26 protein-coding genes are annotated in these 26,206 nt (G+C 27.3%); 20 read left to right on the top strand and 6 right to left on the bottom strand.

The genetic code is table 11. The features are described from left to right. Positions 1–10 precede the first annotated feature (10 nt). On the top strand, positions 11–1,621 hold the full coding sequence (locus Q1J76_RS09320) for a peptide ABC transporter substrate-binding protein (RefSeq protein ID WP_300369808.1): 1,611 nt from the start codon (positions 11–13) through the stop codon (positions 1,619–1,621). A gap of 178 nt (positions 1,622–1,799) precedes the next feature. On the opposite strand, the gene Q1J76_RS09315 is transcribed toward Q1J76_RS09320, so the two are convergent. Then, entirely contained in the window at positions 1,800–1,970 is a 171-nt protein-coding gene (locus Q1J76_RS09315) for a hypothetical protein (protein ID WP_300369793.1), read from the bottom strand. Between the two features lie 141 nt (positions 1,971–2,111). Between Q1J76_RS09315 and Q1J76_RS09310 the strand changes: the two genes are divergently transcribed. From Q1J76_RS09310 to ulaA (Q1J76_RS09250), 13 genes are all read left to right on the top strand, one after another. Beyond that, a complete protein-coding gene (locus tag Q1J76_RS09310) occupies positions 2,112–4,394 on the top strand; it encodes a tetratricopeptide repeat protein (RefSeq protein WP_300369792.1) in 2,283 nt (760 codons plus the stop codon). Between the two features lie 13 nt (positions 4,395–4,407). Continuing rightward, positions 4,408–5,532, top strand: a complete 1,125-nt coding sequence (locus Q1J76_RS09305) for an ABC transporter substrate-binding protein (protein ID WP_300369791.1) — start codon at positions 4,408–4,410, stop codon at positions 5,530–5,532. 32 nt (positions 5,533–5,564) lie between these two features. Then, complete coding sequence (locus Q1J76_RS09300) at positions 5,565–6,557, top strand: FecCD family ABC transporter permease (protein WP_300369790.1); 993 nt, start codon at positions 5,565–5,567, stop codon at positions 6,555–6,557. A 22-nt stretch (positions 6,558–6,579) separates the two neighbouring features. Beyond that, on the top strand, positions 6,580–7,314 hold the full coding sequence (locus Q1J76_RS09295; RefSeq protein ID WP_300369789.1) for an ATP-binding cassette domain-containing protein: 735 nt from the start codon (positions 6,580–6,582) through the stop codon (positions 7,312–7,314). Between the two features lie 133 nt (positions 7,315–7,447). Further along, positions 7,448–8,119 carry an SMC-Scp complex subunit ScpB gene (gene scpB, locus Q1J76_RS09290; protein ID WP_300369788.1) on the top strand — a complete coding sequence of 224 codons (672 nt, stop codon included), beginning with the start codon at positions 7,448–7,450 and terminating at the stop codon, positions 8,117–8,119. A gap of 345 nt (positions 8,120–8,464) precedes the next feature. Next, complete coding sequence (gene mnmG, locus Q1J76_RS09285) at positions 8,465–10,324, top strand: tRNA uridine-5-carboxymethylaminomethyl(34) synthesis enzyme MnmG (protein WP_300369787.1); 1,860 nt, start codon at positions 8,465–8,467, stop codon at positions 10,322–10,324. 96 nt (positions 10,325–10,420) lie between these two features. Further along, entirely contained in the window at positions 10,421–10,696 is a 276-nt protein-coding gene (locus tag Q1J76_RS09280) for a PTS sugar transporter subunit IIB (protein ID WP_300369786.1), read from the top strand. Positions 10,697–10,709: 13 nt separating this feature from the next. Beyond that, positions 10,710–11,978 carry a PTS ascorbate transporter subunit IIC gene (gene ulaA / locus Q1J76_RS09275; RefSeq protein WP_300369785.1) on the top strand — a complete coding sequence of 423 codons (1,269 nt, stop codon included), beginning with the start codon at positions 10,710–10,712 and terminating at the stop codon, positions 11,976–11,978. Positions 11,979–12,030: 52 nt separating this feature from the next. Continuing rightward, complete coding sequence (locus tag Q1J76_RS09270) at positions 12,031–12,840, top strand: transketolase (RefSeq protein ID WP_300369784.1); 810 nt, start codon at positions 12,031–12,033, stop codon at positions 12,838–12,840. 25 nt (positions 12,841–12,865) lie between these two features. Next, positions 12,866–13,813 carry a transketolase family protein gene (locus Q1J76_RS09265; protein ID WP_300369783.1) on the top strand — a complete coding sequence of 316 codons (948 nt, stop codon included), beginning with the start codon at positions 12,866–12,868 and terminating at the stop codon, positions 13,811–13,813. Positions 13,814–13,830: 17 nt separating this feature from the next. After that, positions 13,831–14,301, top strand: a complete 471-nt coding sequence (locus tag Q1J76_RS09260; protein WP_300369782.1) for a PTS sugar transporter subunit IIA — start codon at positions 13,831–13,833, stop codon at positions 14,299–14,301. Positions 14,302–14,314: 13 nt separating this feature from the next. Beyond that, positions 14,315–14,599 carry a PTS sugar transporter subunit IIB gene (locus tag Q1J76_RS09255; RefSeq protein ID WP_300369781.1) on the top strand — a complete coding sequence of 95 codons (285 nt, stop codon included), beginning with the start codon at positions 14,315–14,317 and terminating at the stop codon, positions 14,597–14,599. A gap of 18 nt (positions 14,600–14,617) precedes the next feature. Continuing rightward, a complete protein-coding gene (ulaA, locus tag Q1J76_RS09250) occupies positions 14,618–15,886 on the top strand; it encodes a PTS ascorbate transporter subunit IIC (RefSeq protein ID WP_300369780.1) in 1,269 nt (422 codons plus the stop codon). A 331-nt stretch (positions 15,887–16,217) separates the two neighbouring features. On the opposite strand, the gene Q1J76_RS09245 is transcribed toward ulaA (Q1J76_RS09250), so the two are convergent. Further along, positions 16,218–17,291: an aspartate-semialdehyde dehydrogenase gene (locus Q1J76_RS09245; protein ID WP_300369779.1), complete on the bottom strand. Its 1,074-nt coding sequence runs from the start codon at positions 17,289–17,291 to the stop codon at positions 16,218–16,220. 263 nt (positions 17,292–17,554) lie between these two features. Between Q1J76_RS09245 and Q1J76_RS09240 the strand changes: the two genes are divergently transcribed. The 4 genes from Q1J76_RS09240 to Q1J76_RS09225 all read left to right on the top strand — a co-directional run bounded on the left by Q1J76_RS09240 (position 17,555) and on the right by Q1J76_RS09225 (position 20,217). Further along, the gene (locus tag Q1J76_RS09240) at positions 17,555–18,100 is read left to right on the top strand and encodes a PepSY-like domain-containing protein (RefSeq protein WP_498034138.1); all 546 of its coding nucleotides are present in this window, start codon (positions 17,555–17,557) and stop codon (positions 18,098–18,100) included. Positions 18,101–18,123: 23 nt separating this feature from the next. Next, a complete protein-coding gene (locus Q1J76_RS09235) occupies positions 18,124–18,375 on the top strand; it encodes a PepSY-like domain-containing protein (protein ID WP_300369778.1) in 252 nt (83 codons plus the stop codon). Between the two features lie 150 nt (positions 18,376–18,525). After that, on the top strand, positions 18,526–19,530 hold the full coding sequence (locus Q1J76_RS09230; RefSeq protein WP_300369777.1) for an Ldh family oxidoreductase: 1,005 nt from the start codon (positions 18,526–18,528) through the stop codon (positions 19,528–19,530). 18 nt (positions 19,531–19,548) lie between these two features. Further along, on the top strand, positions 19,549–20,217 hold the full coding sequence (locus tag Q1J76_RS09225) for a DNA alkylation repair protein (RefSeq protein WP_300369776.1): 669 nt from the start codon (positions 19,549–19,551) through the stop codon (positions 20,215–20,217). A 533-nt stretch (positions 20,218–20,750) separates the two neighbouring features. Here the strand turns inward: Q1J76_RS09225 and Q1J76_RS09220 are convergent. Continuing rightward, positions 20,751–21,629, bottom strand: a complete 879-nt coding sequence (locus Q1J76_RS09220) for an AAA family ATPase (protein ID WP_300369775.1) — start codon at positions 21,627–21,629, stop codon at positions 20,751–20,753. Positions 21,630–21,790: 161 nt separating this feature from the next. Here Q1J76_RS09220 and Q1J76_RS09215 point away from each other — a divergent pair, with 161 nt between their 5' ends. Both Q1J76_RS09215 and Q1J76_RS09210 read left to right on the top strand, forming a co-directional pair. Then, entirely contained in the window at positions 21,791–22,831 is a 1,041-nt protein-coding gene (locus tag Q1J76_RS09215) for an RsiV family protein (RefSeq protein ID WP_300369774.1), read from the top strand. A gap of 67 nt (positions 22,832–22,898) precedes the next feature. Further along, positions 22,899–23,315, top strand: a complete 417-nt coding sequence (locus Q1J76_RS09210) for a single-stranded DNA-binding protein (protein ID WP_300369773.1) — start codon at positions 22,899–22,901, stop codon at positions 23,313–23,315. Here the strand turns inward: Q1J76_RS09210 and tmk are convergent. The 3 genes from tmk to Q1J76_RS09195 all read right to left on the bottom strand — a co-directional run. Then, the gene (tmk, locus tag Q1J76_RS09205; protein WP_300369772.1) at positions 23,284–23,895 is read right to left on the bottom strand and encodes a dTMP kinase; all 612 of its coding nucleotides are present in this window, start codon (positions 23,893–23,895) and stop codon (positions 23,284–23,286) included. The two genes, Q1J76_RS09210 and tmk, sit on opposite strands and share 32 nt — an antisense overlap. Positions 23,896–23,948: 53 nt before the next feature. Continuing rightward, positions 23,949–25,097, bottom strand: a complete 1,149-nt coding sequence (mraY, locus tag Q1J76_RS09200) for a phospho-N-acetylmuramoyl-pentapeptide-transferase (protein WP_300369771.1) — start codon at positions 25,095–25,097, stop codon at positions 23,949–23,951. 256 nt (positions 25,098–25,353) lie between these two features. Beyond that, the coding region (locus Q1J76_RS09195; protein WP_300369770.1) for an NCS2 family permease at positions 25,354–26,206 on the bottom strand (853 nt) is incomplete at its 5' end.

Here is a 26,206-nt window from a genome sequence, read left to right as displayed (position 1 = left end):
AAGGAAAATTATAATGAAAAAAATATTCACTGTTAATTTACTGCTATTCTCAATAATACTTTTATCATGCTCAAATCATTCAAAAGAAGAAATTAATAAAAATGAAATAGTTATAAATTTAGCTCCAGAACCCTTAACAATTGATCCCACTCTAAATACAGATAATCTCACTATGATATATATTCTTCATGCTTTTGAAGGACTTACGAAAAAAGATGAGCAAAATAAAATAATAGGAGGGGCAGCCGAAAGCTGGGATGTTAATAATGCAGGAAATATATATACTTTTCATTTGAGAAAAAATGCTAAATGGAGCGATGGACAAAATGTTACAGCAGAAGATTTTGTATATACTTGGAAACGTGCCGTTGATCCTAAAACAGGAAACAAATATAGTTTTTATTTTGAAATAATAAAAAATGCTAAAGATATAATAGGAGGATTAAAAAGTATAGAAGAACTTGGAGTTAAGGCTATTGATGATTATACATTTCAAGTAGAATTAAACAGCCCTACTGCGTACTTTTTGGAACTTGCTGCGTATCCGCCTTTCTACCCTGTAAGAGAAGATATTATAAATCAATATGGAGATAAATGGACATTAAAGCCTGAAACATATATAGGAAACGGTGCTTTCAAAATGACTGAAAGAAATTTCGATAAAAATATAATATTAGAAAGAAACACTAATTATTGGAATGAAAAAAATATAAAGCCTAATAAATTAACTTTTCTTTTGATGGAAGAACCTAATACATCACTTGCAGGAGTATTAGGAGATTATATTCATTTTGCCAAACCTTTTCCTAGAAATGATATAGAAAATCTTAAAGAAAAAGGAATAGTTCATATTGTACCCGTAGCTGCCTCTTATTATTACAGATACAATTTAAATAAACAAGTATTGCAAGATGAAAAGATAAGAAAGGCATTATCATTAGCAATTGACAGAAAATATATTGTAGAATCTGTTACAAAATCATCAGAACGCCCTGCTGGAAGTTTGGTGCCTTATGGTATTAATGATATAAATGGCGATTTCAGAGAAAAAGGTGGAATGCATATAGGTACGGACAATTATAAAAAAGATGTTGAAGAGGCTAGAAAATTATTGACAAAAGCTGGATATGAAAACGGTAAAAATTTTCCTGTGCTTGATTTATTAATAGCAACTAGAGAGTTTGATATAAATATAGCAGATGCTGTGCAAAATATGTTTAAAGAGGCATTGAATATTGATGTAAGAATAGTTAAGCATGAATGGGCTTCTTATCTGCAGAATATGTATGATAAAAATTTTGATTTGGCTGTTTATTTATGGTATGCAGATTATAATGATCCTATTAATTTTTTGAATATTTTTAAAAGTGATGCTCCTAATAATTATGGATCATATTCAAATAATACATTTGATGAATATATAGATATAGCTTCTACAAATAAAAGTAATAGAATAAGAATGCATACTCTTCATTTAGCAGAAAATATCTTTATGAATGATAATGCTATAATACCTATATATTTTTATTCAGAAGCATTGCTGGTTTCTCAAAAATTAAAAGGTGTAGAATATGATTCGCAAGGGTTATACAGATTTTTTAATTCTTATATAGAAAATTAAGAATTATTAAATATATTTTTTAGCTATCATTAATATTTGGGCAGGTGTTTAGAATTTTATTCTAATACCCCGCCCTTTATATTTATTACTTTAATTAAAAATAAAAAACCTTTATTTATCTTTTCACTAAATTAATAAAAGCATACCCACCCAAGTTTTTTTTTAATTTTAAATATTATTAAGATAAAGTAATGAAAATTGATTTTGTTAAAACATTTATTGAATTAGTTTCCAAAAAAGCTTTTATATTTCCATAAACTTTATGCATAATCCTAGTTCTAGCCTCTATAGTATTAGGAGTTATATAACAATTTAATCTGTAAAGTACTACTATTTTAGGTTCATACATGATTTATAATATCTTTATAATATATTTAATTTTTATATACAAAAAATTAAAAATTTAATGTAATAAAAAAAAATTATTTTATTGTTGACATAATATATATATTCATTGTAAAATATTTATAATAATATATATGGGGTTTTTATGTATAATACAAAGATGGAAAATCTTTTAAATGAGGTATCATACAGAATCAATAATGAAGATTATCATCAAACTCTAAAAATACTAGACGGCATCTTAAAAAAAGTACCTAAAAATTACAGAGCGAATCTATATAAAGGACAAGTATGCGTAGAGCTTAAAGAGTTTAAAGATGCTGTAAGATATTTTGAAGAAGCGAGAAAAGTAGATATAAAAACTTTTAAATCATACAATCTTCTTGGAATAAGCTATCATGCCATAAAGCAGTATGATAAAGCTATAGAATGTTTTAATGAAACTTTAAAAATTACCCCTAATTCTTTTAAAGCTTATAATCTTCTTGGAATAAGCTATTTTGAAAAACAAGACTTTACCAAAGCAATAGAAAATTTTAATAAAGCTATAGAAATCAATCCTAAATATGATAAGGCTTTTAATAATTTAGCATTATTCTATTATAAAAATAAAAAATATAATGAAGCTATAGAATTTTTTGAACATTCCAAATCTTTAGATGAAAGAATTTTTAAAGCTTATGATATGCTTGGAATGAGCTATTATAATATCAATAATTATGATAAAGCTATAGAATGCTTTAACAGATTTCTACAGTGCAATAATAAATCATATAAAATGGCTAATACTTTAGGAGCAGTTTATTCATTTCTGAAAGATTATGATAATGCCATAAAATATTTTAATGTATCAATAGACATAAATCCTAAATATGCTAATGCTTATAATAATTTAGCTTTAGTTTATTTCAATAGAAAAATGTTTGATAAAGCTGCATTATATTTTGATAAGGCGAAAAAGTTAGATGCAAATTCATTTACCGATTATAATAAATTGGGTATAAGCTACTATTCTAAAAAATATTATTATGAAGCTATAGAATGTTTTGAAAGAGTAATAGAAAAAAATTCTAATGCTTATAAGGCTTATAATTTTATAGGTATATGCTACTCCTCTAATGAAGAATATGATAAGGCTATAAATTATTTCAATAAATCAATAGAAATAAATGACAGATATTATAAAGCATATAATAATTTGGCACTTGCATATTATAATTTAAAAGATTATGATAATGCAATAGAAAACTTTAATAAGTCCATTGATATAAATAATAATAATGCAGACTCATATAACGGAATAGGATTATCATATTATCATTTAGGCGAAAAAGAAAAGGCATTAATATATTTAAATAAAGTATTGGATATTAATCCATCATACAGCAACACTTATGAAACATTGTTTAAAATATACTTTGATTTTGAAGAATATGATAAGGCATTACTTATTGCTGATAAAATAATAGAAGAAAATCCTAATTCATTTAAGTATTATGATAAATTAATTTCAGTATGCTTCTATAATAAAGATTATGATAAAGTTATAGATTATGCATCAAGGACAGATGTAAGAAATGATGATATTCATAATATGCTTGCTCAGTCGTATTATAGAATAAAGGATTATGATAATGCTATACTTTGCTATAATAAATTATTAGAAACAAATAAATCCATTTTTGAATTTTATAATAATTTGGCTGTTATTTATTATTTGAAAAAAGATTATGATTTGCTTTTTCATACTTACATTAGATATATTGATAATTTTGATTTGGAAAATAATAATTTTGCAAGTTATAATATTTTCCTATTATCATATACATTACTAAAAGCGAATATAATAAAATATGATGATTTTCTAAATTTATTTGAAAAATCTTTAAATAAAAGTTTAGAGTTTCATAATATTCATAAATCAAATAATTCTGTAATTTTATATAAGAATATCAATTATAATATAGACACTCTTAAATTATTATTAAACAATATGCCTGAAATAGAAAATAATATTTTAGAAAATAAAAAATTAATATTAATAAAACCTATTATAGAAAAAATGAATATAAATTTTTATTCGTTCTCATCATCTTTAGAAAATTCTATTAATGATTTAAATGACAATAATATATGTATAGAATATGAAATAGCAAATTCAATTGTTATCAAAATGCATAATAGAGAAGAAAATATTTATGGAAAAACTGCTAAATTTATTACGAAAGATGATAAAATAAATTATCAATCTCTACTTTATGTATTCTGCTGTAATAATAATAATGATTATACGGTAATTTTACAAAATAACGAGAATATAAAAATTAAAAGTATTTATTTTCCTAAATGCTTTGATGATTCCAATATAGAAATTATAAGAAGAATTCTAAATGATGAAAATATAAAGCTATGCAAATATAATAATTAAGGAGTTTTTTATAATGGGTAAATATTTATTTATAATAGTATCATTATTAGTATTTTGTTTTAACTCATGCAGTAATACCAAAAATGATGGTACAAATGATTCATCTGATTATATAACAATAACAGATGCTTTAGGAAGAGAAGTAAAATTAAAAAAAGATATAAAGAAAATAGTATCAATAGACAGGGGATTCATACCTCAAACTTTAAAAGCATTAGGAAAAGATGATTTATTGTCGGCTACAGGCGGAGTATATCCTCAGTCAGGACCTTATAATACAGATAAATCCGATAATTTTTATATAGTTACAAATATATTATCGATTCCAAATATAGGTTGGGCAGGATACGGTAGTTATGATTTTGAAAAGATATTGGAGGTATCTCCTGATGTGGTTATAATAGTGCCTTATGGTTCTTTATCAGAAAATAGTTATCATCAGGAATTGATTAATAGAATAGAAAATGAATTTAAAATACCTGTAATAATATTGAATGATCATACAATAGCGGATAATTTAAATGCTTATTATGATAATATAAGAATAATAGCAAAAACTGTTAATGCAGAAGATAAATCTGAAGAACTTATAAAGAAACTTCAAAGTTATATTGATTTGGCAAAGTCTTTTAAAAAAGATAACAATACAGATAAAATGCTTTTCTTGGGACTTACAGATTCTCAAACAGGTGCAGGATATGTTCATGGAAAAGATTATAGCGGAGCTGCTTATACTTATTCTATTTTAGGTATAAATAATGTTTATGAAAAATCTGAAATACCTATACTAGGAGCAGAAGAAATATTAGAAATGAATCCTGATATTATAGCTATGATAGATTCTCCTCAATATTCAAAAGCTGTAGAAACTTATACAAAAAATCCAATATTCCAAAATATCAATGCTGTAAAAAATAAAAGAGTATATAGTATGGGACAGATTTTATGGTGGTCAGATCCTAAATTACTTCTTCCTGTTCAGCTTATACTTTTCAGTTATATATATTATATGCCTGAGAATGTAAATATAAGAGAAATATATGATAATTATATGTCTGATATATTTGGTATAAAAGAAACTGATAAACTTATAGTGCTTCATAAATTAGAGCCTTTTTTTGAACAAATAAAGAAATAGTTTATTATATAGTTTTATAATAAGGTACAGATATGAAAAATAAATCATTAATAATATTATCATCTATATTTATAATATTATTTATAATGTCTTTATTTATAGGTTCTTGGGATATTTCTTTTTTTGAAATTATAGATCTATTTTTTAATAGATATGAAGATATAAATAAGGCTACAGCAATACTTAATGTAAGACTTCCAAGAATACTTTTAGCTACTGTAAGCGGAGCTATAATTGGTGTATGCGGCGTTATATGCAAGTCCTGTTTTCAAAATCCTCTTGTTGATCCTTACTTTTTGGGAATATCATCAGGTTCGGCATTTGGAGCGGCATTTGCTATAGTTTTTTCCTTACCTATATTTTTAATAGCTCCTTTATTTACTTTCATAGCTGTACTGATACCAATAGTTTTTTCATTTAGAAGCACATCTATATTAAAGCTACTTTTTATGGGTATAGTTATTAATTCAGTATTTTCTTCAGGACTTTCCATATTAAAAGTTATAGCTGAGATAGGAAAACTCAGAGAAATAACTTTTTGGCTTATGGGAAGTTTGGGAAATACTAATATAAGATATACTTTAATATTATTTGCTGTATTTATTATAGCCTTATTTTTCTTTTTGCTTCAATCTTCAAAAATAGATGCCCTTACATTGGGAGAGCTTCATGCCTATGATAAAGTTAAAGATATTAGATTTTTCAGACTTCAATTACTTTTTGTGGTTTCAATACTCATGTCTATGTCTGTATTAGCCACAGGAATAATAAGCTGGGTAGGACTTGGAGTGCCTCATCTTTCAAGAATTATATGGAGAACTTCATCTTCTTCAAAGTTATTGATTAATTCTGCATTCGGCGGGGCTATACTTCTTTTATTATGTGATTTGATTATAAGGTCTATTATTAAAATGCCTTTATTTGGAGGAAGAATAGCAGGAGAACTTCCTATATCTGTAGCTACTTCATTATTTGGGGCAATATTTTTATTTGTATTTTTATTTAGAAGAAGCAAATATGATTGATAATTTATGAAAGAGATTATATATGATATATTGTAAAGATTTGATTTTAGAATATAAAAATAAAAAAGTTCTTCAATTAGATAAACTTAATATAACAGAAAACGGCATATATATACTTCTCGGTGCCAATGGAAGCGGTAAAAGTACATTAATAAAATCTCTTATAATGGACAGAAGTGTAAAGAGAAGCGGAATCATAAATATCAACAATAAAACTCTTTCTAAAGAAGTAATATTTAATGAAATAGCTTTTATGCCTCAGTTTTTGAATGTTAATTTTCCTTTCAGAGCAGTTGAGGTTGTAATGATGGGACATAGAAAATACAGTATATTTTCAGATGAGAAAAAAATAAAGAAATATGCTTTGGAAATAATGGACTCTCTTAATATACTTCATTTGGCAGATAGAAATGTAGAGAATCTATCTGGCGGAGAAAGGGCATTGGTATTCTTAGCAAAAACATTATGCAAAAATACTAATATAATACTTTTAGATGAACCTGACAGTTCATTAGATTTTCAAAATAAAGTAAAACTTTTTAAATATTTAGAGAATAATAAACATGATAAAATAATAATACTCTCATCGCATGATATAGTATCAATTACAAAATCGGATTATATAATCAAATTTTCAAAGTTTTCTGATTATAAAGCAATAGCAAAAAAAGATATAAATAAAAACATATTAAAGGATATATTTCCTGATGTTGATTATGATGAAATATTAAAAGGAATATCTGCAGTAATTAATTAAAAAATAAATTTATTTTCCCATAAAATAATATACCTAAAAATATGTAATAAACATATTGAAAAAAGTTTTCAATATGTTATAATTTAAATATTAAAAAATAAAAAGGAAGTTGTTTTTTAGGGATATAATTACTATGGATGAGATGATTGAAACTAACGATACTATTTTAGAAAATGAAATTTCAGAAAAGAATTCTGAAAGTAATGTTGAAGTTCAGACAGAAAATACTGAAAATAAAAATGTTTTAGAAATAGATAGTTCTATACTTAATAATGAAGAAGAACTTGAAAAGATTATGGAAGCTGTAATATATGTTGAAGGAAATGTTCCCATAAGTAGATTAAGAACGCTTTTCAAATGCGAAAATTCAGATATTAGAAATCATATAGAAAATATCAATAAAAGATACAGAGAAGCTAAAAGTGCTATAGAAATACTTGAAGTGGGCGATTCTGTTCTTATGACCATAATACCTTCTACATTCGGTACATTGTCAGCTATTTATGATAAGAAAAGAAAGAAAAAAATATCAAAGGCGATGCTTCAGACTTTATCAATAATAGCATATAAACAGCCTTTAACTAAAGCTGAAATTGATGATATAAGACAAAGCGACAGCGGATATCATTTAAGAGTTTTAATGGAAGACGGTTTCATTGCTTGGAAGGGAAGAAAGGATTATTTAGATAAAAGACAAACTTATGGAACTACCGATAAATTCTTAATGCATTTCGGTATAAACAGTTTGGACGATCTTCCAAAATTAAGAGAGCTTAAAGATTTGGAGTTTAATAAAGACGAATAAAAAATATTTATGTTATATATAAGCAAATATACAAGGCAGTAAAAATAGAATAAAAGTTTTTGGTAATGATATAAAACCAAAATAAATCTTATTAATTCTTATACTGTTATCATGCTTAAAATTATTATCACATTTAAAAAGAAGTTTCATCGTTTAACATAGCACCACCTCTTTATAATAAATTATAATTTTCGTGAAAATAGCATAATATAAAAAATTGTCAATTATATTTTAAAAAAATTATATAATTAGTTTTTACTATTTGCTTTGACAATAAAAAGTTTTTAATATATTATCTTTAACAGTAAAAATTGCAAAATTTATAAAAAAATGAGAACATTATACATGAATGATAATAAATACGATATTATAGTAGTAGGTGCTGGGCATGCAGGAATAGAGGCTGCACTTTCTTCTGCAAGACTTGGAATGAAAACACTTATTATATCCATAAATCTTGATACTATAGGACAAATGTCATGCAATCCTTCTATAGGAGGAGTTGCCAAAGGAACTATAGTTAAAGAGATAGATGCACTCGGCGGAGAGATGGGTATTTTGATAGATAAAACTATGATGCAGTTTAGAATGCTTAATAGAAGTAAGGGTAAAGCTGTATGGGCACCAAGAGCTCAGGCAGATAAATATTCATATAAAGAAGAGGCAGCAAAAACCTTATATGCACAAAATAATCTCACACTTCATCAGGATATAGTAACGGAAATAGTCACAGAAAATAATATATTAAAAGGCATTAGAACAGAAAGAGGTAGAGAGTATGAATGTCATGCTGTAATACTCACTACAGGAACATTTTTAAATGGACTTATTCATATAGGTGAATACCAGAAGCAAGCAGGCAGAATCGGAGAACTTCCTGCAATAGGACTTTCTGATAATTTAAGAAGTTTGGGGTTTGAGGTTGGAAGATTAAAGACAGGTACTCCTGCAAGAGTAGATTATAATTCTATTAATTTTGATATATTAGAAATACAAAAAGGAGATGATGAAATAACTCCTTTCTCATTTTTAGATGAAAAAATAGATATAGTTCAGGAGCCTTGCTATATTACTTATACAGATACTAATATTCATAAAATCATACAAGATAATATACATTTATCTCCAATGTACAGCGGAGTAATAACAGGAATAGGTCCTAGATACTGCCCAAGCATAGAGGATAAAGTTGTGAGATTTGCAGACAAGCCTAGACATCAATTGCATTTGGAGAGAGAAAGCTACAGAACAAATGAAGTTTATATAAACGGCTTTTCATCAAGTTTACCTGAAGAAGTGCAGATAAAAATGATAAGGGCTTTGAAAGGACTTGAGGAAGTGAGAATATTAAAGCCTGCTTATGCGGTAGAATATGATTATGTGAATCCTATAGAATTAAAACCTACATTAGAAACAAAAAAAATAGAAGGGTTATTTTTAGCAGGACAAATTAATGGCACAAGCGGTTATGAAGAAGCTGCATGTCAGGGACTTCTGGCAGGTATAAATGCAAGTTTGAAAATAAAAAAAGAAGCTCCATTAATATTAAAAAGAAGCGACGGATATATAGGCGTTTTAATAGATGATTTAACTGCTAAAGGAACTAAAGAACCTCACAGAATGTTTACTTCGCAGGCTGAACATAGAATGCTTTTAAGACAGGATAATGCCGATGAAAGACTTACAGAAATCTCTTATAATATAGGTCTTGCTAGTAAAGATAGATTGGAGAAAGTAATAGATAAAAAACATAAAACTCAGATACTAGTTGAGTTTTTAAATAAACGAACACTAACTCAAAAAGAAACAGAAGATTTGGGATTTATAAAAGAAGCTAAAGAATACCGTACCATGAGTTTGGCTTCTATAATAAAGCGTCCTGAATGTTCTATTGATATGCTTTTGCATTTGATAGACGATGATTATAATAAAAATATTTTGGAGAATGCTGAAATATTTATAAAGTATGAAGGATATATAGCAAGGTATCTTAATGAGATAAGAGATATTGAGAAATATGAAAATATGCTTATACCTGAAGATTTTGATTATTCTAGTTTAAAGAGCGTGAAGATTGATGCTATTAATAAATTAAAACAGTATAAGCCTTATAATATATCTCAGGCTTTGAGAATACCTGAAGTTGATAAATCGGTTGTGCATATACTTATACTTGCACTTACCAACAAAAATAAAACTAATTAAAATAAATTTATTTGTATATTTAATAAATAAAAATAACTTTATTTTTTTATCACAAATTATATAATAAATTATTATAAAAAAATAAGGATTAATTTTATGAAAAAAATATTAGTTGTTTGCCGAACAGGTATGGGAAGCAGTATGCTATTAAAAATAAAGGTAGAACAAATAGTGTCTGCTTTGAATGTAGATGCTGAAGTATATCATGATGTTACATCAGCCATGGATGGTTATAATGATATTGATATATTGGTAACAATGAAAGATTTAGCCGATGAAGTTCAAGGAAAATTCCCTATAGTAATAGGTATAGAATCCATTACAAATAAAGAAGAAATAAAATCAAAAATATCAGAAGCTTTAAATAATTAATGGGGATAAGTTTATGAATGCAGTTTTAGAATTCATAGTTTATGATTTATTGGGAACTAGCTCAATATTAGTTGGTTTTATAGCTATGTTCGGTCTTATTTTACAAAAAAAGAAATGGGACAAAGTTGCAATAGGTACTATAAAAACTATAGTAGGGTTTATTATTTTTAGTGCAGGTTCTTCTTTGGCAACTACTTCATTAAATGCATTTCAAACACTATTTACAAAAGCATTTAATTTGGAAGGTGTTTTACCTTTAGCCGAAGCGGTTACTGCTTTAGCTCAAAATAAATTTGGTCCTATAGTAGCCTTAATAATGGTTACGGGTTTTATTGCCAACCTAATAATAGCAAGATTTACACCATTTAAATATATATTTTTAACAGGACAGCATAACTTATATTTGGCTGCTCTTTTAACTGTAATATTTAAAGCAAATGGTGTATCAGATGGTTTAACAATATGTTTGGGTGCTATAATATTAGGAGCATCAGCTACTTTATTCCCAGCATTGGCTCAAAAAGGAATGAATAAGGTAACAGGCGAAAATGAAATAGCTATGGGACATTATGTAACTATAGCATATGCTTTATCAAGTTTTATAGGCTCAAAAGTTGGAAAACCTGAAGATAGCACTGAAAAATTAAAACTTCCTGGCTGGCTTATGATATTTAAAGACTATATAGTTTCTGTTACTCTATCAGTAGCTGTATTTTATTATATATCAGCATTTGTAGCAGGTAAAGAAGCTGTAGAATCATTATCAGGAAATGTAAGTTGGATTTTATTTCCATTTTTACAATCCTTATCTTTTGCAGCATCATTATTTATTATAATAACAGGTGTTAGAATGGTATTGGGTGAAATAGTATCGGCATTTGTTGGAATATCTGAAAAAATAATTCCAAATGCTAAACCAGCACTTGACTGTCCAGTTATATTCCAATATGCTCCTACTGCAACTGTTTTAGGCTTCTTATCAGCATATATAGGTGGACTTATTTGTATACCTATATTTGTACTTCTTAAAACGCCTGTAATTATACCTGTAGCAGTTCCATATTTCTTTATAGGTGCTACTGCTGGTGTATTTGGTAATGCAACAGGAGGATGGAAAGGAGCTATACTAGGAGGATTTATTACTGGAATATTAATAGCAGTAGGTCCTGCTTTAATATATCCTATAATGAGCTCTATAGGTTTGACTGGTACTTCTTTCCCAGAAACAGACTTTGTAGGTGTAGGTTTGATTTTAAATGCTATTTTAAGTATTTTTCATTAATAAATGTTAAATATTTAATTTTTTATAAAAATAAAAAAACAGGAGAAATTTAATGAGTTCAGTAGATGAATTACAAAAAAAAGCTAAGAAATGCAGACAAATACTTTTAAAAATGGTTTATGATTCCAAAGGTGTAGCACATATTGGAGGATCATTGTCTGCTATGGATATGGCAGTGGCTGTTTATGACAGATATATTAATGATTTAAAAGATCCAAATAGATCTCGTTTTGTCTTATCAAAAGGTCATGTTGTTGTTATGCAGTATGCTATATTAGCAGAAAAAAATATTATTCCTATGGAAGAATTAAAAACTCTTAAGCATATAGGTACTCATTTACAAGGGCACCCTGATATTAATAAAATACCAGAAACAGAAATGAATACAGGTCTTTTGGGTCAGGGACTTGCTGTTGCTATGGGTATGTCTTATGCTAGAAAAATTAATGGCAATAAGAACAAGATATTTGCTTTATGTGGAGATGCTGAAATGCATGAAGGTCAAATTTGGGAAACTGTTCAGCAGGCAGCACATTTTAAATTGGATAATTTAGTGGCTATTATAGATAATAATGGTTTATCTTCACATGATCCTGTTGATGATGTAATCAATTTAGGTTCATTAGAAGATAAATTCAAAAGTTTTAATTGGAATGTCATCACTTTAAAAGATGGAAATAATATGTCTGAAGTAGTAAAAGCTTTGGATAATATGGATAAATTAAGCGGAAAGCCTATAGCAATTATTATGAAAACTATAAAAGGAAAAGGTGTTTCTTTCTTAGAAAATAATCCTAATTGCCATTCTCTTACTATTAGTGATAAAGATTATGAACAAGTAAAAAAAGATTTAGATATGTAAATAATTATTTTAAGGAATGAAATTTATGATGAATATAGAAAAAACTTCTGCTCCTAGAGCAATAATAGGAAAACATTTAACAAGCTTAATAGAAAAAAATAATAAAATTATAGTTATAGATAATGATTTAGGTACTTCTACTTCTTCTGCAGATGTATCTAAAACATATCCTAATAATTTTTGGGAATTGGGAATAGGAGAACAAAGTTCTTTAAGTGCTGCTACAGGTTTAGCTTTGGAAGGAATGCTTCCTGTATATGTTAATTTTGCCATATTTGCCACAGGAACTATATGGACACAAATAAGACAAGCGGCTTATGCTAAAGCTAATTTAAAAATAATAGCTACTCACCCAGGTTTGGATGCTGGTCCAGATGGAGCAAGCCATCAAGCTACTCAAGATATGGCTCTAATGAGATGCATACCAAATATGAATGTAATTCTTCCTTTAGATGAAAATGATGTTAAATCAGCTATTAGTTATGCTTTGAATAATAAAGGCTTATATTATGTAAGAGTTTCAAGAGAGCCTGTACCTATTATTTATAACTCTCCTGAAGAGGCTAATTTTGATATTACAAATAAAGTTATCAATTCTACTGGAGATGATGTTGCTTTATTCTTTGATGGTTCTTCTTTTGAACAGGCTATAGCTGCTGTTAATCTTTTAGAAGAAAATAATATTAAATATCATTTGATACATGTACGTTCTTTAAAGCCTTTAGACACTACAAATATATTGGAGTATGCTAAAAAAGTAAAATGTATTGTAACTTTAGAAAATCATAGTGTTATAGGTGGATTAGGCAGTGCTTTTGCGGAAGTGTTATCAGGACATAAAGATGCTGCTCCTCTCAAAATAGTAGGTTGTAATGATACTTTTACAGAATCAGGAAAATCTACAGAACTTAAATTAAAATATGGTGTATCGGCTAAAAATGTTTTAGAAAAGGTTAGAGAAGTTATTAAATAATTTTATAGGAAAAAATAATGGCTGGATTTATAGATGTTTTAAAAGAGATAGATTCTATTAATATTATAGATAATATTGATAATTGGGAAAATGCAGTAAAAGAATGTTTTAAACCGCTTCTAAACAAAAAGTACATTAATGATGAATATATACAAAAAGTTATAGATTCGGGAAAAGAACTTAATTTTTACTATCTTATAGGAAAAAACTTGGCTATGCCTCATGCCAAAAGAGAATCTGGTGTATTTAAAAATGGTGTAAGTTTACTCATAGTAAAAAATGGTGTTAATTTTGAAAGTCATAATAATAATCCTGTTTATTGCCTTATAGGATTATCTGCTACAGACAATGATTCACATATAGAAATAATGTCTGATATATTAGATATATTCGGCGGGGAAGAAGATGGGGTTGTTGTTAATGATTTGAAAAAATTTAATACAAAAGAAGATATAATTAATTATCTTTTAAGTAAAAAATATAATTAAAAAGGAGATTCGTATGTTAAAATTTATAGCAGCTTGTGGTTCTGGTTTGGGATCATCTTTAATGGTTTCAATGAATGTTACTAAAGTATTAAAAGAATTAGGTATAGAGGCAGAAGTAGAGCATAGTGATATATCAAATGCTGTATTCAAAAATGCTGATTATTATGTTTTAGGAAGAGATGTGGCAGAATCATTAGCAGTAAGTTCAATTGATAAAAACAAAATCATAACTTTACAAAATATATTAAGCGTGCAAGAATTAAAAGATAAAATTAAAGAAAAACTTGCAATAGAATAAAAAATATGGAGTTAGATAATGGTATTAAAATTTTTGGTTGATTTACTAAGTCAGGCTTCTATACTTGTAGCTTTATTTACTATGATAGGACTCATTTTATTAAAAAAAACTATAAGTGAAATAATTGCAGGTTCTATGAAATCTTTAATAGGTTTTATATTACTAGGGGCTGGTGCTGGAGTTATAACAGCTTCATTGGCTCCTTTCGGAAATATGGTTGAAGTAGCATTCAATGTTCAAGGAGTTGTACCAAATAATGAAGCTATAGTTTCTTTGGCATTAACTAAATATGGTACTCAAGTTTCTATGGTTATGATACTTTCTATGGTATTTCATATAATCATAGCTAAATTCTCACCTTTAAAATTTATATTCTTAACAGGACACCATATATTTTATATGGGTGTAATGATAACTGTCATATTGGCTGTAGCAGGACTTAGTGGTATTACACTTATTGTGGTAGCATCTATAATAAATGCTATTGCTATGAGTCTTTCTCCTTTATTAAGTTATTGGGCTATGCCTAAAGTTATAGGAGATAGTACAAGTCAAGTAGCACTTGGGCACTTCTCTAATGTTACTTATAGTATATCAGCACTTATAGGTAAAATAATAGGGGGAAAATCTCCTTCTGTTGAAGATTTGAAATTACCAAAAGGTTTAAGTTTCATGAGAGATAATATATTAGCTATAGCATTAACTATGTCTATAATATATATTGTTGTTGCTGTAGCAGCAGGTAGCGAATATATAGAAAAAGAATTATCTAATGGACAGAATTATTTGGTATTTGCATTAATACAAGGTGTTACTTTTGCAGCAGGAGTTTCTATAGTATTATCAGGTGTTAGAATGATATTAGGAGAAATAATACCTGCTTTCAAAGGTATATCTGAAAAAATAGTTCCTAATGCCATACCTGCTTTAGATTGTCCTGTAGTATTCCCATATGCTCCTAATGCTGTTTTAATAGGATTTATCACTAGCTTTATAGGTGGATTGGTAGGATTGGCTATATTAGGTGCTGTAGGTGGTGTTTTAATCATACCTGGAGTTGTTCCACATTTCTTTGTAGGTGCTACTGCTGGTGTATTTGGAAATGCTACTGGAGGAAGAAGAGGATGTATAATTGGATCTTTTGTTAATGGACTTCTTCTTGCATTCCTCCCTATTATATTATTACCTATACTTGGAGATTTAGGTTTCCAAAATACTACATTTAGTGATGCTGATTTTGTAGCAGTAGGTGGAATAATAGGATTTATAACCAATTTAATAAAATAATAATTTTAAATATTAGAATTAAAATATAAAAAGTGAGTCGGAACCAGCTAATGAGTTTACTCAATAGCTTACTATAGGGTAGACGAGTATAACGATAATTCTTTTTTATAGGGGCAGATATTAATATATTCTGCCCTATTTTCATACCCCACCCTATAAAATTGTTAATGTAAAATAAAAATTCTCATTTATATTTTATTTATTACTAATATAGAAAAAGCATACCCACCCAAGCTTGTATTAAGTTTGGAATTTAATTAGATAAAAGATTTTGAAATAAAAAAGAGAAGATTATAAATCCTCCCTTTCAATATTTTATGATTATAATTTTTTATTTTTTTGTAGCTGTTTTTCTTATGCATGGTTTTCTAGTTTTAGGAGCAGCTTTTTTTGCCGACTTATCCAATTCATCTAATAAAAGCTCAGCTATTTGAACTGCATTAGTAGCAGCACCTTTTCTAACTTGATCTCCTGCACACCAGAATGCTAAAGAATTTTTAGCACTGATATCCTCTCTAATTCTGCCAACATATATATTGTCCTGATTAGAAGTATCCAAAGGCATAGGATATTTGAATTTTGCAGGATTATCAACTACTTTTACCCCTTTGGCTTTAGATAATAATTCTTTAGCCTTTTTTACAGTTATCTTTTTATCAGTTTCTACTGTAATAGATTCACTATGACTTCTCATGACAGGAACTCTTACACAAGTACAACTTATTTGAATATTAGAATCATGAAGTATTTTTCTTCCTTCATTAGTCATCTTAAGCTCTTCTTTAGTATATCCATTCTTATCAAAAGAATCTATTTGAGGTATTAAATTGAAAGCTATTTGATATTTAAATGTTTTATTCACAATCTTTTTACCATCAACATAATCTTTAATCTGCTGTTCTAACTCTTCCATACCCTCTTTTCCAGCACCAGAAACGGCCTGATAAGTAGAGGCTATTATTCTTTTAATTTTACCAAATTTGTGTAAAGGTGCTAATGCCACTAAAGCTATTATTGTAGAACAGTTTGGATTGGATATAATACCCTTATGAAGCTTAACATCTTCAGGATTTACCTCAGGTACAACAAGAGGCACATTTTTATCCATTCTAAATGCACTGCTGTTATCTACAACTATGCTTCCAGCTTTAACGGCTAAAGGACTTAATTTCTTACTCAAATCAGAATCTACAGCAACTAATGTTATATCCATATTATTAAATGAATCTTTAGTTGTTTTTTCTATTGTATATTCTTTACCGTTAAATGTTACTTTTTTTCCAGCTTCTCTATTTCCAAGAAGTCTTAATTCATTAATTGGAAATTTTCTCTCCTCAAGTACTTTAAGCATCTCCTGCCCTACTGCCCCTGAAGCTCCTAATAAACATAAATTTACTTTTTTCATACTATATACCGTTATATTATTTGATTATTTTTGCAATTATATAATGATTATATATTAAAATCAACAATTTTGATGTATTAAAAATTTTACTCTTACAACTATTTTTATACATTTTCTTTAATTTCTAATAAAAAATGTAAATTATTAGTAAAAAAATAGTAAAATTTATTGACATTATTTTAGAATTAAACTATAATAATAAATGTAAAGATAATTTACTAACACTTTGAGTTATTTTTATAAAATAAAAAAAGGAGAATATTATGAGTAATGAAAAAAAGGAGAATATTATGGCTAATATAAGAAAAATTATATCAGTACTTTTTGTTGTATCTATATACACAGGAGTTTTATTTGCTCAATATCATTATTATGATAACGAACTGCAAGGAGGATATCAAGATACTTATAGCCAGCAAGGACAGCAGGGAGAAGCTGCTCAGTATGGTTATGGTGTGCAGTTATCATCTATACCACAAAATGCACAAAATTTTATTAAACAGCATTTTTCTAATATAGAAGTAACTTTCATAGAAAGAGATTGGGATGATATAGAGGTTTATTTAGAAAATGGAACACAAATAGATTTCTTCCCTAATGGTGATTGGAAAGAAGTTAAATCTTATGCAAATATGCCTTCTACTATACTTCCGCCTAATATTATGAATACAGTAAAAAAAACTTATCCTAATGCTGCTATAATACAAATAGAAAAACAATTTACTATATTTGAAATAAAATTAAATAATATGATGGAATTGTATGTTGATAATAACGGACAATTATTAGGTCAAAAATGGGACGATTAATATAAAATTATAAGGAGCATTAAATGAAAAAAATAATTTGTTTATTGGCAGTTTTAACAGTTTTGAGTACATCAGCTTTATTTGCAGACTGGTATATACCTCTTAATCAGGTTCCTCAAGCGGTATTATCAACAGCTAGAAGAACTTATCCTCAGGCAGAAATTTGGGCGGTGGAAATGGAGCATTATAATATATATAAAGTGAAAATGAACAATATGATGGAATTATATATAGATGAAGCAGGTCAGTTATTAGGACAAGAATGGGACGATTAATATAAAAAATATTTAATATATTAGAGCAAGGGAGACATAAAAATCCCTTGTTCTTTTTTTTAACTTATTCTTTATAATGTTATTGACATTATGTTTATAATTATGTAAACTTTATTATATTTATCAAGAAATAATAAAGGTATTTATGGTATGATTAAAGTTAAAGCAAAAGAGTTAATGGACGCTGTGTATAATAAATTTAAATCTGCTGGTGTATCAAATGAGCAGGCTTCTATTATAACAGATATACTCTTATATGCTGATTTAAGAGGCATACATTCTCATGGAGTTTTAAGAGTTGAACATTATATTGAAAGAATAAAGCTTGGAGGAATAAATTTAAATTCCAAATTTGATATAGATATAAAAAAGCCTTCTTTTGCATTGATGGATGCTAATGGAGGATTCGGACATGTGGCTAGTCAATATGCTATGGAGTGGGCTTTAGAAACTGTTGAAAAGCAGGGTATTGCTTTAATAGGTATAAAGAATAATAGTCATGCGGGTTCTTTAGGTTACTATAATAAAATGGCAATAGATAAAAACAAAGTTTCTCTTATAATGGTTAATACTGATCCTTGTGTTATACCATTTGGAGGAAAGAGATCATTTTTTGGTACTAATCCTATAAGCTACGGATTTCCTGCAAAGAAAGATTTTATACTTGGAGATATGGCTACAAGCGAGGTATCACTCGGACGCATATTTACTGCTCGTGAGAATAATGAAACAGTACCTAGTCATTGGGGAGTAGATGAGAACGGTAATTCTAGTAGCAATCCTCATGAAATAAGATATGTTGTACCTTTTGGAGGTGTTAAAGGTTATTTGATAATGACTATGGTTGAGGCTTTCACTGGGCTTTTATTCGGACAGGTGTACTGCAATAATTTAGTAAAGATGTATGGCGATATGGATAAAAAAAGAAATCTTTCTACATTTATACTTGTTATCGATCCTGCTGTTTATAATGATTTGGATACTTATTTAGATACTGTTCAGTCATTCATTGATGATATAAGAAAAGAGCCTGCTTTAAAAGAAGGAGAAACTATATCTATACCTGGAGAGAGAAAAGAAGCTTGTTCTATAGATTATTTAAAAAACGGCATACCTCTGCCTGAACATATTTATAATTATATTTTTAATAAATAATTTGGAGGATTTTACTTAATGTCTGATCTATACAGTAAACTTTCAAAAGAATTTGATAGTTTAAAAAATGAAAAAGAGGCTATATTCATGGCTAAATACATGAAAAACAATTTTGAGTTTTTGGGTATTCATTCAAAAGAGAGAAAAGAAGCAGAAAAGAAAATATTTAAAACTATTCCAAAAGAACAAAAAGAATTTATTGATTTTGATTTCACCGATAAATGCTATGATAACAAATACAGAGAATTTCAATATGCAGCTGTAGATTATCTTATTGCAAAAAATAAGTATTTAAATAAAAATCATATAGACATATTAAAAAAATATGCACTTACAAAATCATGGTGGGACAGTATAGATTTTTTAGACAGAGTGATAGGAGATATTGCTTTAAGAGATCAAACAGTAAACGGCATACTTTTAGAATGGTCATTATCTGAAAATATTTGGCTAAGAAGAATAGCTATAGATCATCAGCTTTTAAGAAAAGATAAAACCAACACAGAGCTATTAGAACAAATCATCATAAACAATTTAAACAACAAAGAGTTTTTTATTAATAAAGCAATAGGATGGGCATTAAGAGATTATAGTAAAACTAATCCCGATTGGGTTCGTAATTTTTTAGAGCGTTATAGAGAAAATATGTCTAATCTCAGCATTAAAGAAGCTAGCAAATATATTTAATTTTTTTATTTTCCAATACGCACGGTAAACTAAATTAAAAATATAATAAAATTTGAATCACAAATAAATCTGTATTTTTTAATTTATTCTTCGTGCGTTTATAAGATTATAAATTTTAAATCCACTTGGGTGGGGATAAAATTTATAATTAAACAGAAAGGAAAATAAAAATTTTTCTTAATGTATAAAGTTTTAAAATTTAAGGGTGGGGGATTTAGATTAAATTTAAAATTTTTTTATCATTCCCCGCCCTTTAGTTTTTCTGCGTTTATTTGTTATTATCATTTTATTTATATTGAAAGTTATAATTAGTGAAAGCAAGCCCGCCCAAGAGATTATTTTTTTTGAAAAATTTTTAAAAGAAAAATATTTTCAAATCTAGTACACAGTTGTGCAATTTTTGAAAAAGAAGTTAGTAATAATACGGAATGTTTTACTCATAATTAGAATATTTTAAATTACATGAAGCATCTAATTAACTTCATAAAATAATGCCTTGTGCTTAATTTAAATAAGTTTAATGCATTGTTTTTTTATAAATTAACATCATCATTCATATTCTTTCTATTATCTCTATCATCTATATTCAAACTTAATATTCTAAGTCCTTCAGCACCAAGTACCGCTTTCAATGCTATTAAAAAAGCAGTGTCTCTGCTTCCTGCAATATTACTTTTATGCAGTTTCATAGCATATCTAGCCATATTAATACCATCTCTTACAGAAAAAGAAGCATTATGCATATGAGATTTTTGCAAAAAGCCTACAGTAATTTTTAATATCTCATCATCAGCAAATGGTAAATTCATTTTTAATATATCATACTCCTCTTTAACATCAGGAAAAGGAAGTTCTATAGTAGGCTGCAAACGAGAATGTATATATTCAGGAAGTTCAAATGTACTAGCATCATCATTCATAGTAACTATTACCCTAAAATCAGGATGAGCCTTTATTTTAATTCCAGCTATAACACTTTCTACATATCTTCTATCATCAAGCAAAGGAGCAAGCGAAGCCCAAGTTTTCTCGCTCATTCTGTTTCCCTCATCTAATATAGCTACTCCGCCCTTAATCATAGCTGTAACCAAACTAGAAGCATGATAGCTTATTTTATTATTTTCAGATATTACAGGTATTATTATCAAATCTTCAGGTCTTGTATCTACAGTACATTGAAATATATAAACATCCCTATTAAGAAGTTCTTTAGCAACATAATAAGAAAGAGTAGTTTTTCCTGCACCAGGTTTTCCTACTATTCTAGGATTAAGAGGTATATCATCTTCTGAAATTAAATGCCAAGAGGCCATTATTTGTCTTACTAAATCATTTTGTCCTGTCCACTTTATATTTAAATTATCTGGATGAGATAATGTAAGCTCCACATTTTCTATTTGAACTTTTTCCATTTTTTAAGCCTCTTCATAAAAGAAATTTACAACTGCTCAATAATATTATTAATTTTATAAAAAGTCAATTATTTATAATAATTTTAACAATCATTATTGATTATTTATATTTAATTTATATATTTATACTTTATAAAGAAAAAAATTAAAAGGAAATTATTATGTTAAATAAGCATATAATATTATTTATTCTTATAATAGCTGCTTTTTCATGTAATAAAAATGATAATATAACAAAAGATGAAAAAAATACAAAAATAGAAGAATCTAAATTCTATCTATTAAGTGGAAATATTTCAGGAGAAAAAGCTGATATGTATTTATATGTAAATACCAAAAATAACAAAATAAGCGGATACTATTATACAAAAGATAAAAAAGCTATGATTACAGGAAGTATTAATAACAATAAATTGAATTTACATGAATCAGATGAAAATAATAATATACATGCTTCTATATCTGGTACCTTAAGTGATGATATAACATTCAATGCTGAAATAAAATATGATGAAATAAATGAAGTTAAAGATATGGAATTTTATTTAAATAGAAATTTGCCAGTATATTATGCTGATATAGTTGATTATTATAAAAATGATAATATAAACAATTCTATATTTTCTTATCATAAAACTTTACTTTTATTTAGTAAAAATACTGATATCAAATCATTAGATATGGAATCATCTATTAATTATGCTAAAGAGGAAGCTGATAATTATTATAATGAATGGAAAGGGCTTTTATGTACTGGAGAAAGTAATACTACTTATGAAATAGATAATACAGTAAATGTAGGCTATATAGATAATAAAATAATAGCACTTGATAATTATTCTTCAATGTATACAGGTGATGATAATAAAACAAAAGCAAATATACAGGAAGTATTTTCTTTAGAAAGTTCTAATCTTATAACAATAAGAGACTTAATAAACAATTTTAATAATGATAATTTAATTTCACTAATGAGAGATAAAATATTAAAAACAGGTTCTTCAAAAGAAGATTATTTTGAATTTAATTCCATAACATTAGAAAGCTCAACTTTTAGAATACTTCCTAATTCTATTAATTTTATATGGCAAACTTATGATATAGCACCCTACTCTACAGGTATAACCGAAATAAGTTTTACTTTTGAAGAATTAAAACCCTATGTAAAAGAAAATTCTCCTTTATATTATTTATTTTTATAAAATAAGGCTTAAATATATAAAAAAATTTGTTTAACTATTAGCATAAAAGATAATAAGGAGTTTTAATATGTCTGGAAATGCTAATATAATAGTTATAGAGGGAAGATTGACAAAAGATCCTACTTATATGAAAACTAAAAATGGAAAATCTTTATGCAAATTTTCAATAGCAAATAATAGGTATTACTATACCAATGGTTCTTTACAGAAGGAAGTATATTTCTTTGATTTAATTACTTGGGGATATAATGCAGACAAAGCAGCAGTAAGTTTATTCAAAGGAAGACATGTACTTATAAATGGAGAGTTAAGACAAAACAGCTATATCTCAAAAGACGGAATAAAAAAAACCGCTGTTTATATACTAGCATTAGAAATAAAAAATTTAGATAAGAAATCTATAGGAAATACTTCTTATACTAAAATGGCTAATAATCAAATAGTATCCGATTCTATTGAAGAAAATTTGGAGGAAGTATTTTAGATTCTTTCATAATATTTAAAAGCTCATCATTGATAGATTTTTCATCTTTGGATGCATCTATATGATGTATATATGAATCATTAAAGGAAGAGAATATTTTATCAACTTCTTCTAAATAATTTTTATTTTCAAATCTATCAACAAAACCTCTTTTTTTCATGATTCTATCTAATGCTGCATCTATTGGAAGATGAAATATAAATTCTATATCAGGGCTTATTATAAAATCTTTATGCAAATTAAATATGTATTCTACATCTATGCCCTTAGCACCTTGATAAGCCATAGATGAATGCATATACCTATCTAATATTATAAAATATCCGTCATCTACAGCTGGTTTTATCATATGTTTTATATGCTCTTTCCTATCAGCTATAAATAGGGATAATTCTTCTTCAGGCTTTAAATCTTTAGAAAACATATTCTCTCTTAATTTAGAGCCATAATAAGCATGTGTAGGTTCAAAACTATATATTGATTTTATACCCATATTGTTTAAAGTATCAGTAAGCATTATTCCGCTACTTGATTTACCAGAACCATCAATACCTTCTAATACTATTAATTTACCTTTCATAATAATTTCCAATATACATTATAATAATTAATTTATATTATTCTCAAAACAATTTACCTTATTTTCAATGTTGCTATACCTATAAGAGCAACTATTATACCTATAATATAAAATCTAAATACAACTTGAGTTTCTTTCCACCCTGATTTTTCAAAGTGATGATGTAAAGGAGCCATTTTAAATATTCTCTTTTTGAACATCTTATAAGAAAATACCTGTAAAACTACACTCAAAGCCTCAGCTACATAAACCACACCAATTATAAGGAGTAATAATTCATGCTTTATGAATAAAGCAATGATACCCAAAACTCCTCCAAGCGATAAACTTCCTACATCTCCCATAAATACCTGAGCAGGGTGAGCATTGAACCATAAAAATCCCAAACCAGCACCAATTAAAGCACCTACAAAAACAGTAACCTCTCCTGCATCGGATATAAAAGGTATTTTTAAATAAGTTGCAATCAAAGAGTTACCTGATACATAAGAAAGTACAGCCAAAGCCATAGACATTATTATTAAAAGACCTATAGCAAGCCCGTCTAGTCCATCAGTTAAATTTACAGCATTACTCATACTTACTACTACAAATGTAGCAAAAGGTATATATAAAAGTTTTAAATCTATATATATATTGCTTGCAAATGGAAGAAATACTGTAGAGGAAGGAACCTGAGCAACTTTAACAGCCTCCAATACACCTATTCCCTGATTAAGCTCAAAATTCATTAAAAATGTTGAGTTATCAAAATAATAAAGATAAACTCCTATTATGATACCTACAAATGTTTGAAAAAATATTTTATATTTACCAGGAAGTCCTTTTGAATTCTTATATTTAATTTTTAAAAAATCATCCAAAAAGCCTGCTATAGAAAGTATAATAAGAGAAACGGTAAGAAGTACTATCTTTAAATTATCAAGCTTTCCCCATAAAAGTATACTTATCAAAACGCTTCCTATGATAAATATACCGCCCATAGTAGGAGTACCCGTCTTTACTAAATGCGTTTCAGGTCCGTCATCTCTTACAACCTGACCAAAATTTAATTTTCTTAATTTATTAATAATTGACGGAGCAAATATTAAAATAAGAATTAAAGCTGTAGCAACGGCTCCTGCTGTTCTAAAAGTAATATATCTGAATATATTAAAACCAAAAAACGACTCTCTTAAAGGATAAAAAATTTCATATAACATGTATATTAATAACCTTTGTTTAAAAATTAAGTTAAATTCAAAATGATTTTATTATACTATTATATATAAATTATTTTGTCAATTAAAATAATTATGTTAATTTATACTTTTTTTATTTTTTTATCAATTAAGAAAGAATACAAAATAAATTTCATTATATAAAATTATTCCTATATATTAAAATACAAAATTCTAATATATAGGAACAGAAATTAATTTAACAGTCACTAATAAAAATAAGATTTCTTTATTAAAATTATTTACATATATGAGCCTGAATCATAGGTATAAGTATTTTTATTAAAAGCAATATTGATAATATCCAAGTAAGCAAGGATATATCTTTAGTTTTACCTGAAATAAATTTCAATATAGTAAATGATAATACACCAAAAGTAATACCTTCAGCTATACTATAACTAAAAGGCATAAATATTATACATATAAAAGCAGGTATTGCTTCAGTATAATCATTGAAATTGATTTCCAATATAGGTGTCATCATAAACAATCCTACTATAATTAAAGCAGGAGCAGTTGCAGCACTAGGTATAGCTAAAAATATATGAGATAAGAATAATGAAATAGTAAATAATATAGCAACAACCAAAGAAGTTAATCCTGTTTTGCCACCCTCAGCAACTCCTGAAGCACTTTCCACATAAGTAGTAACTGTAGAAGTACCCAAACAAGCACCTACTACTGTACCAATGGCATCTGCAAATAAAGCCTGTTTACATCTAGGAACCCCACCACTTTTTGTAAGCATATTAGCTTTAGTACAAACTCCAACCAATGTACCTACTGTATCAAACATATCTACAAAAAGAAAAGTAAACAAAACTATAAACATATTTGGAGTAAATATATTACGGAAATCAAGTTTAAAGGCTATAGGTTCTAATGAAGGAGGTATAAAGCTTGCATCGGGAGAAATTTTAGTAAGTCCCATAGGTATCCCTATAATTGTAGTAATAAATATTCCTAAAAGTATTGAACCTTTAACATTATAAGCTAATAAAATGCCCATAATGAGAATACCTATTATAGCAAGTAAAGCACTACCTGAAGTAATGTTTCCAAGTCCCAATAAAGTAGCATCATTATTA

Source organism: Brachyspira sp. (genome assembly GCF_029258575.1).
In the GTDB taxonomy this organism is placed as follows: Bacteria; Spirochaetota; Brachyspiria; order Brachyspirales; family Brachyspiraceae; genus Brachyspira.
Note: the sequence above shows the minus strand (reverse complement) of the source record. Positions and strands in the feature narration are given on the sequence as shown.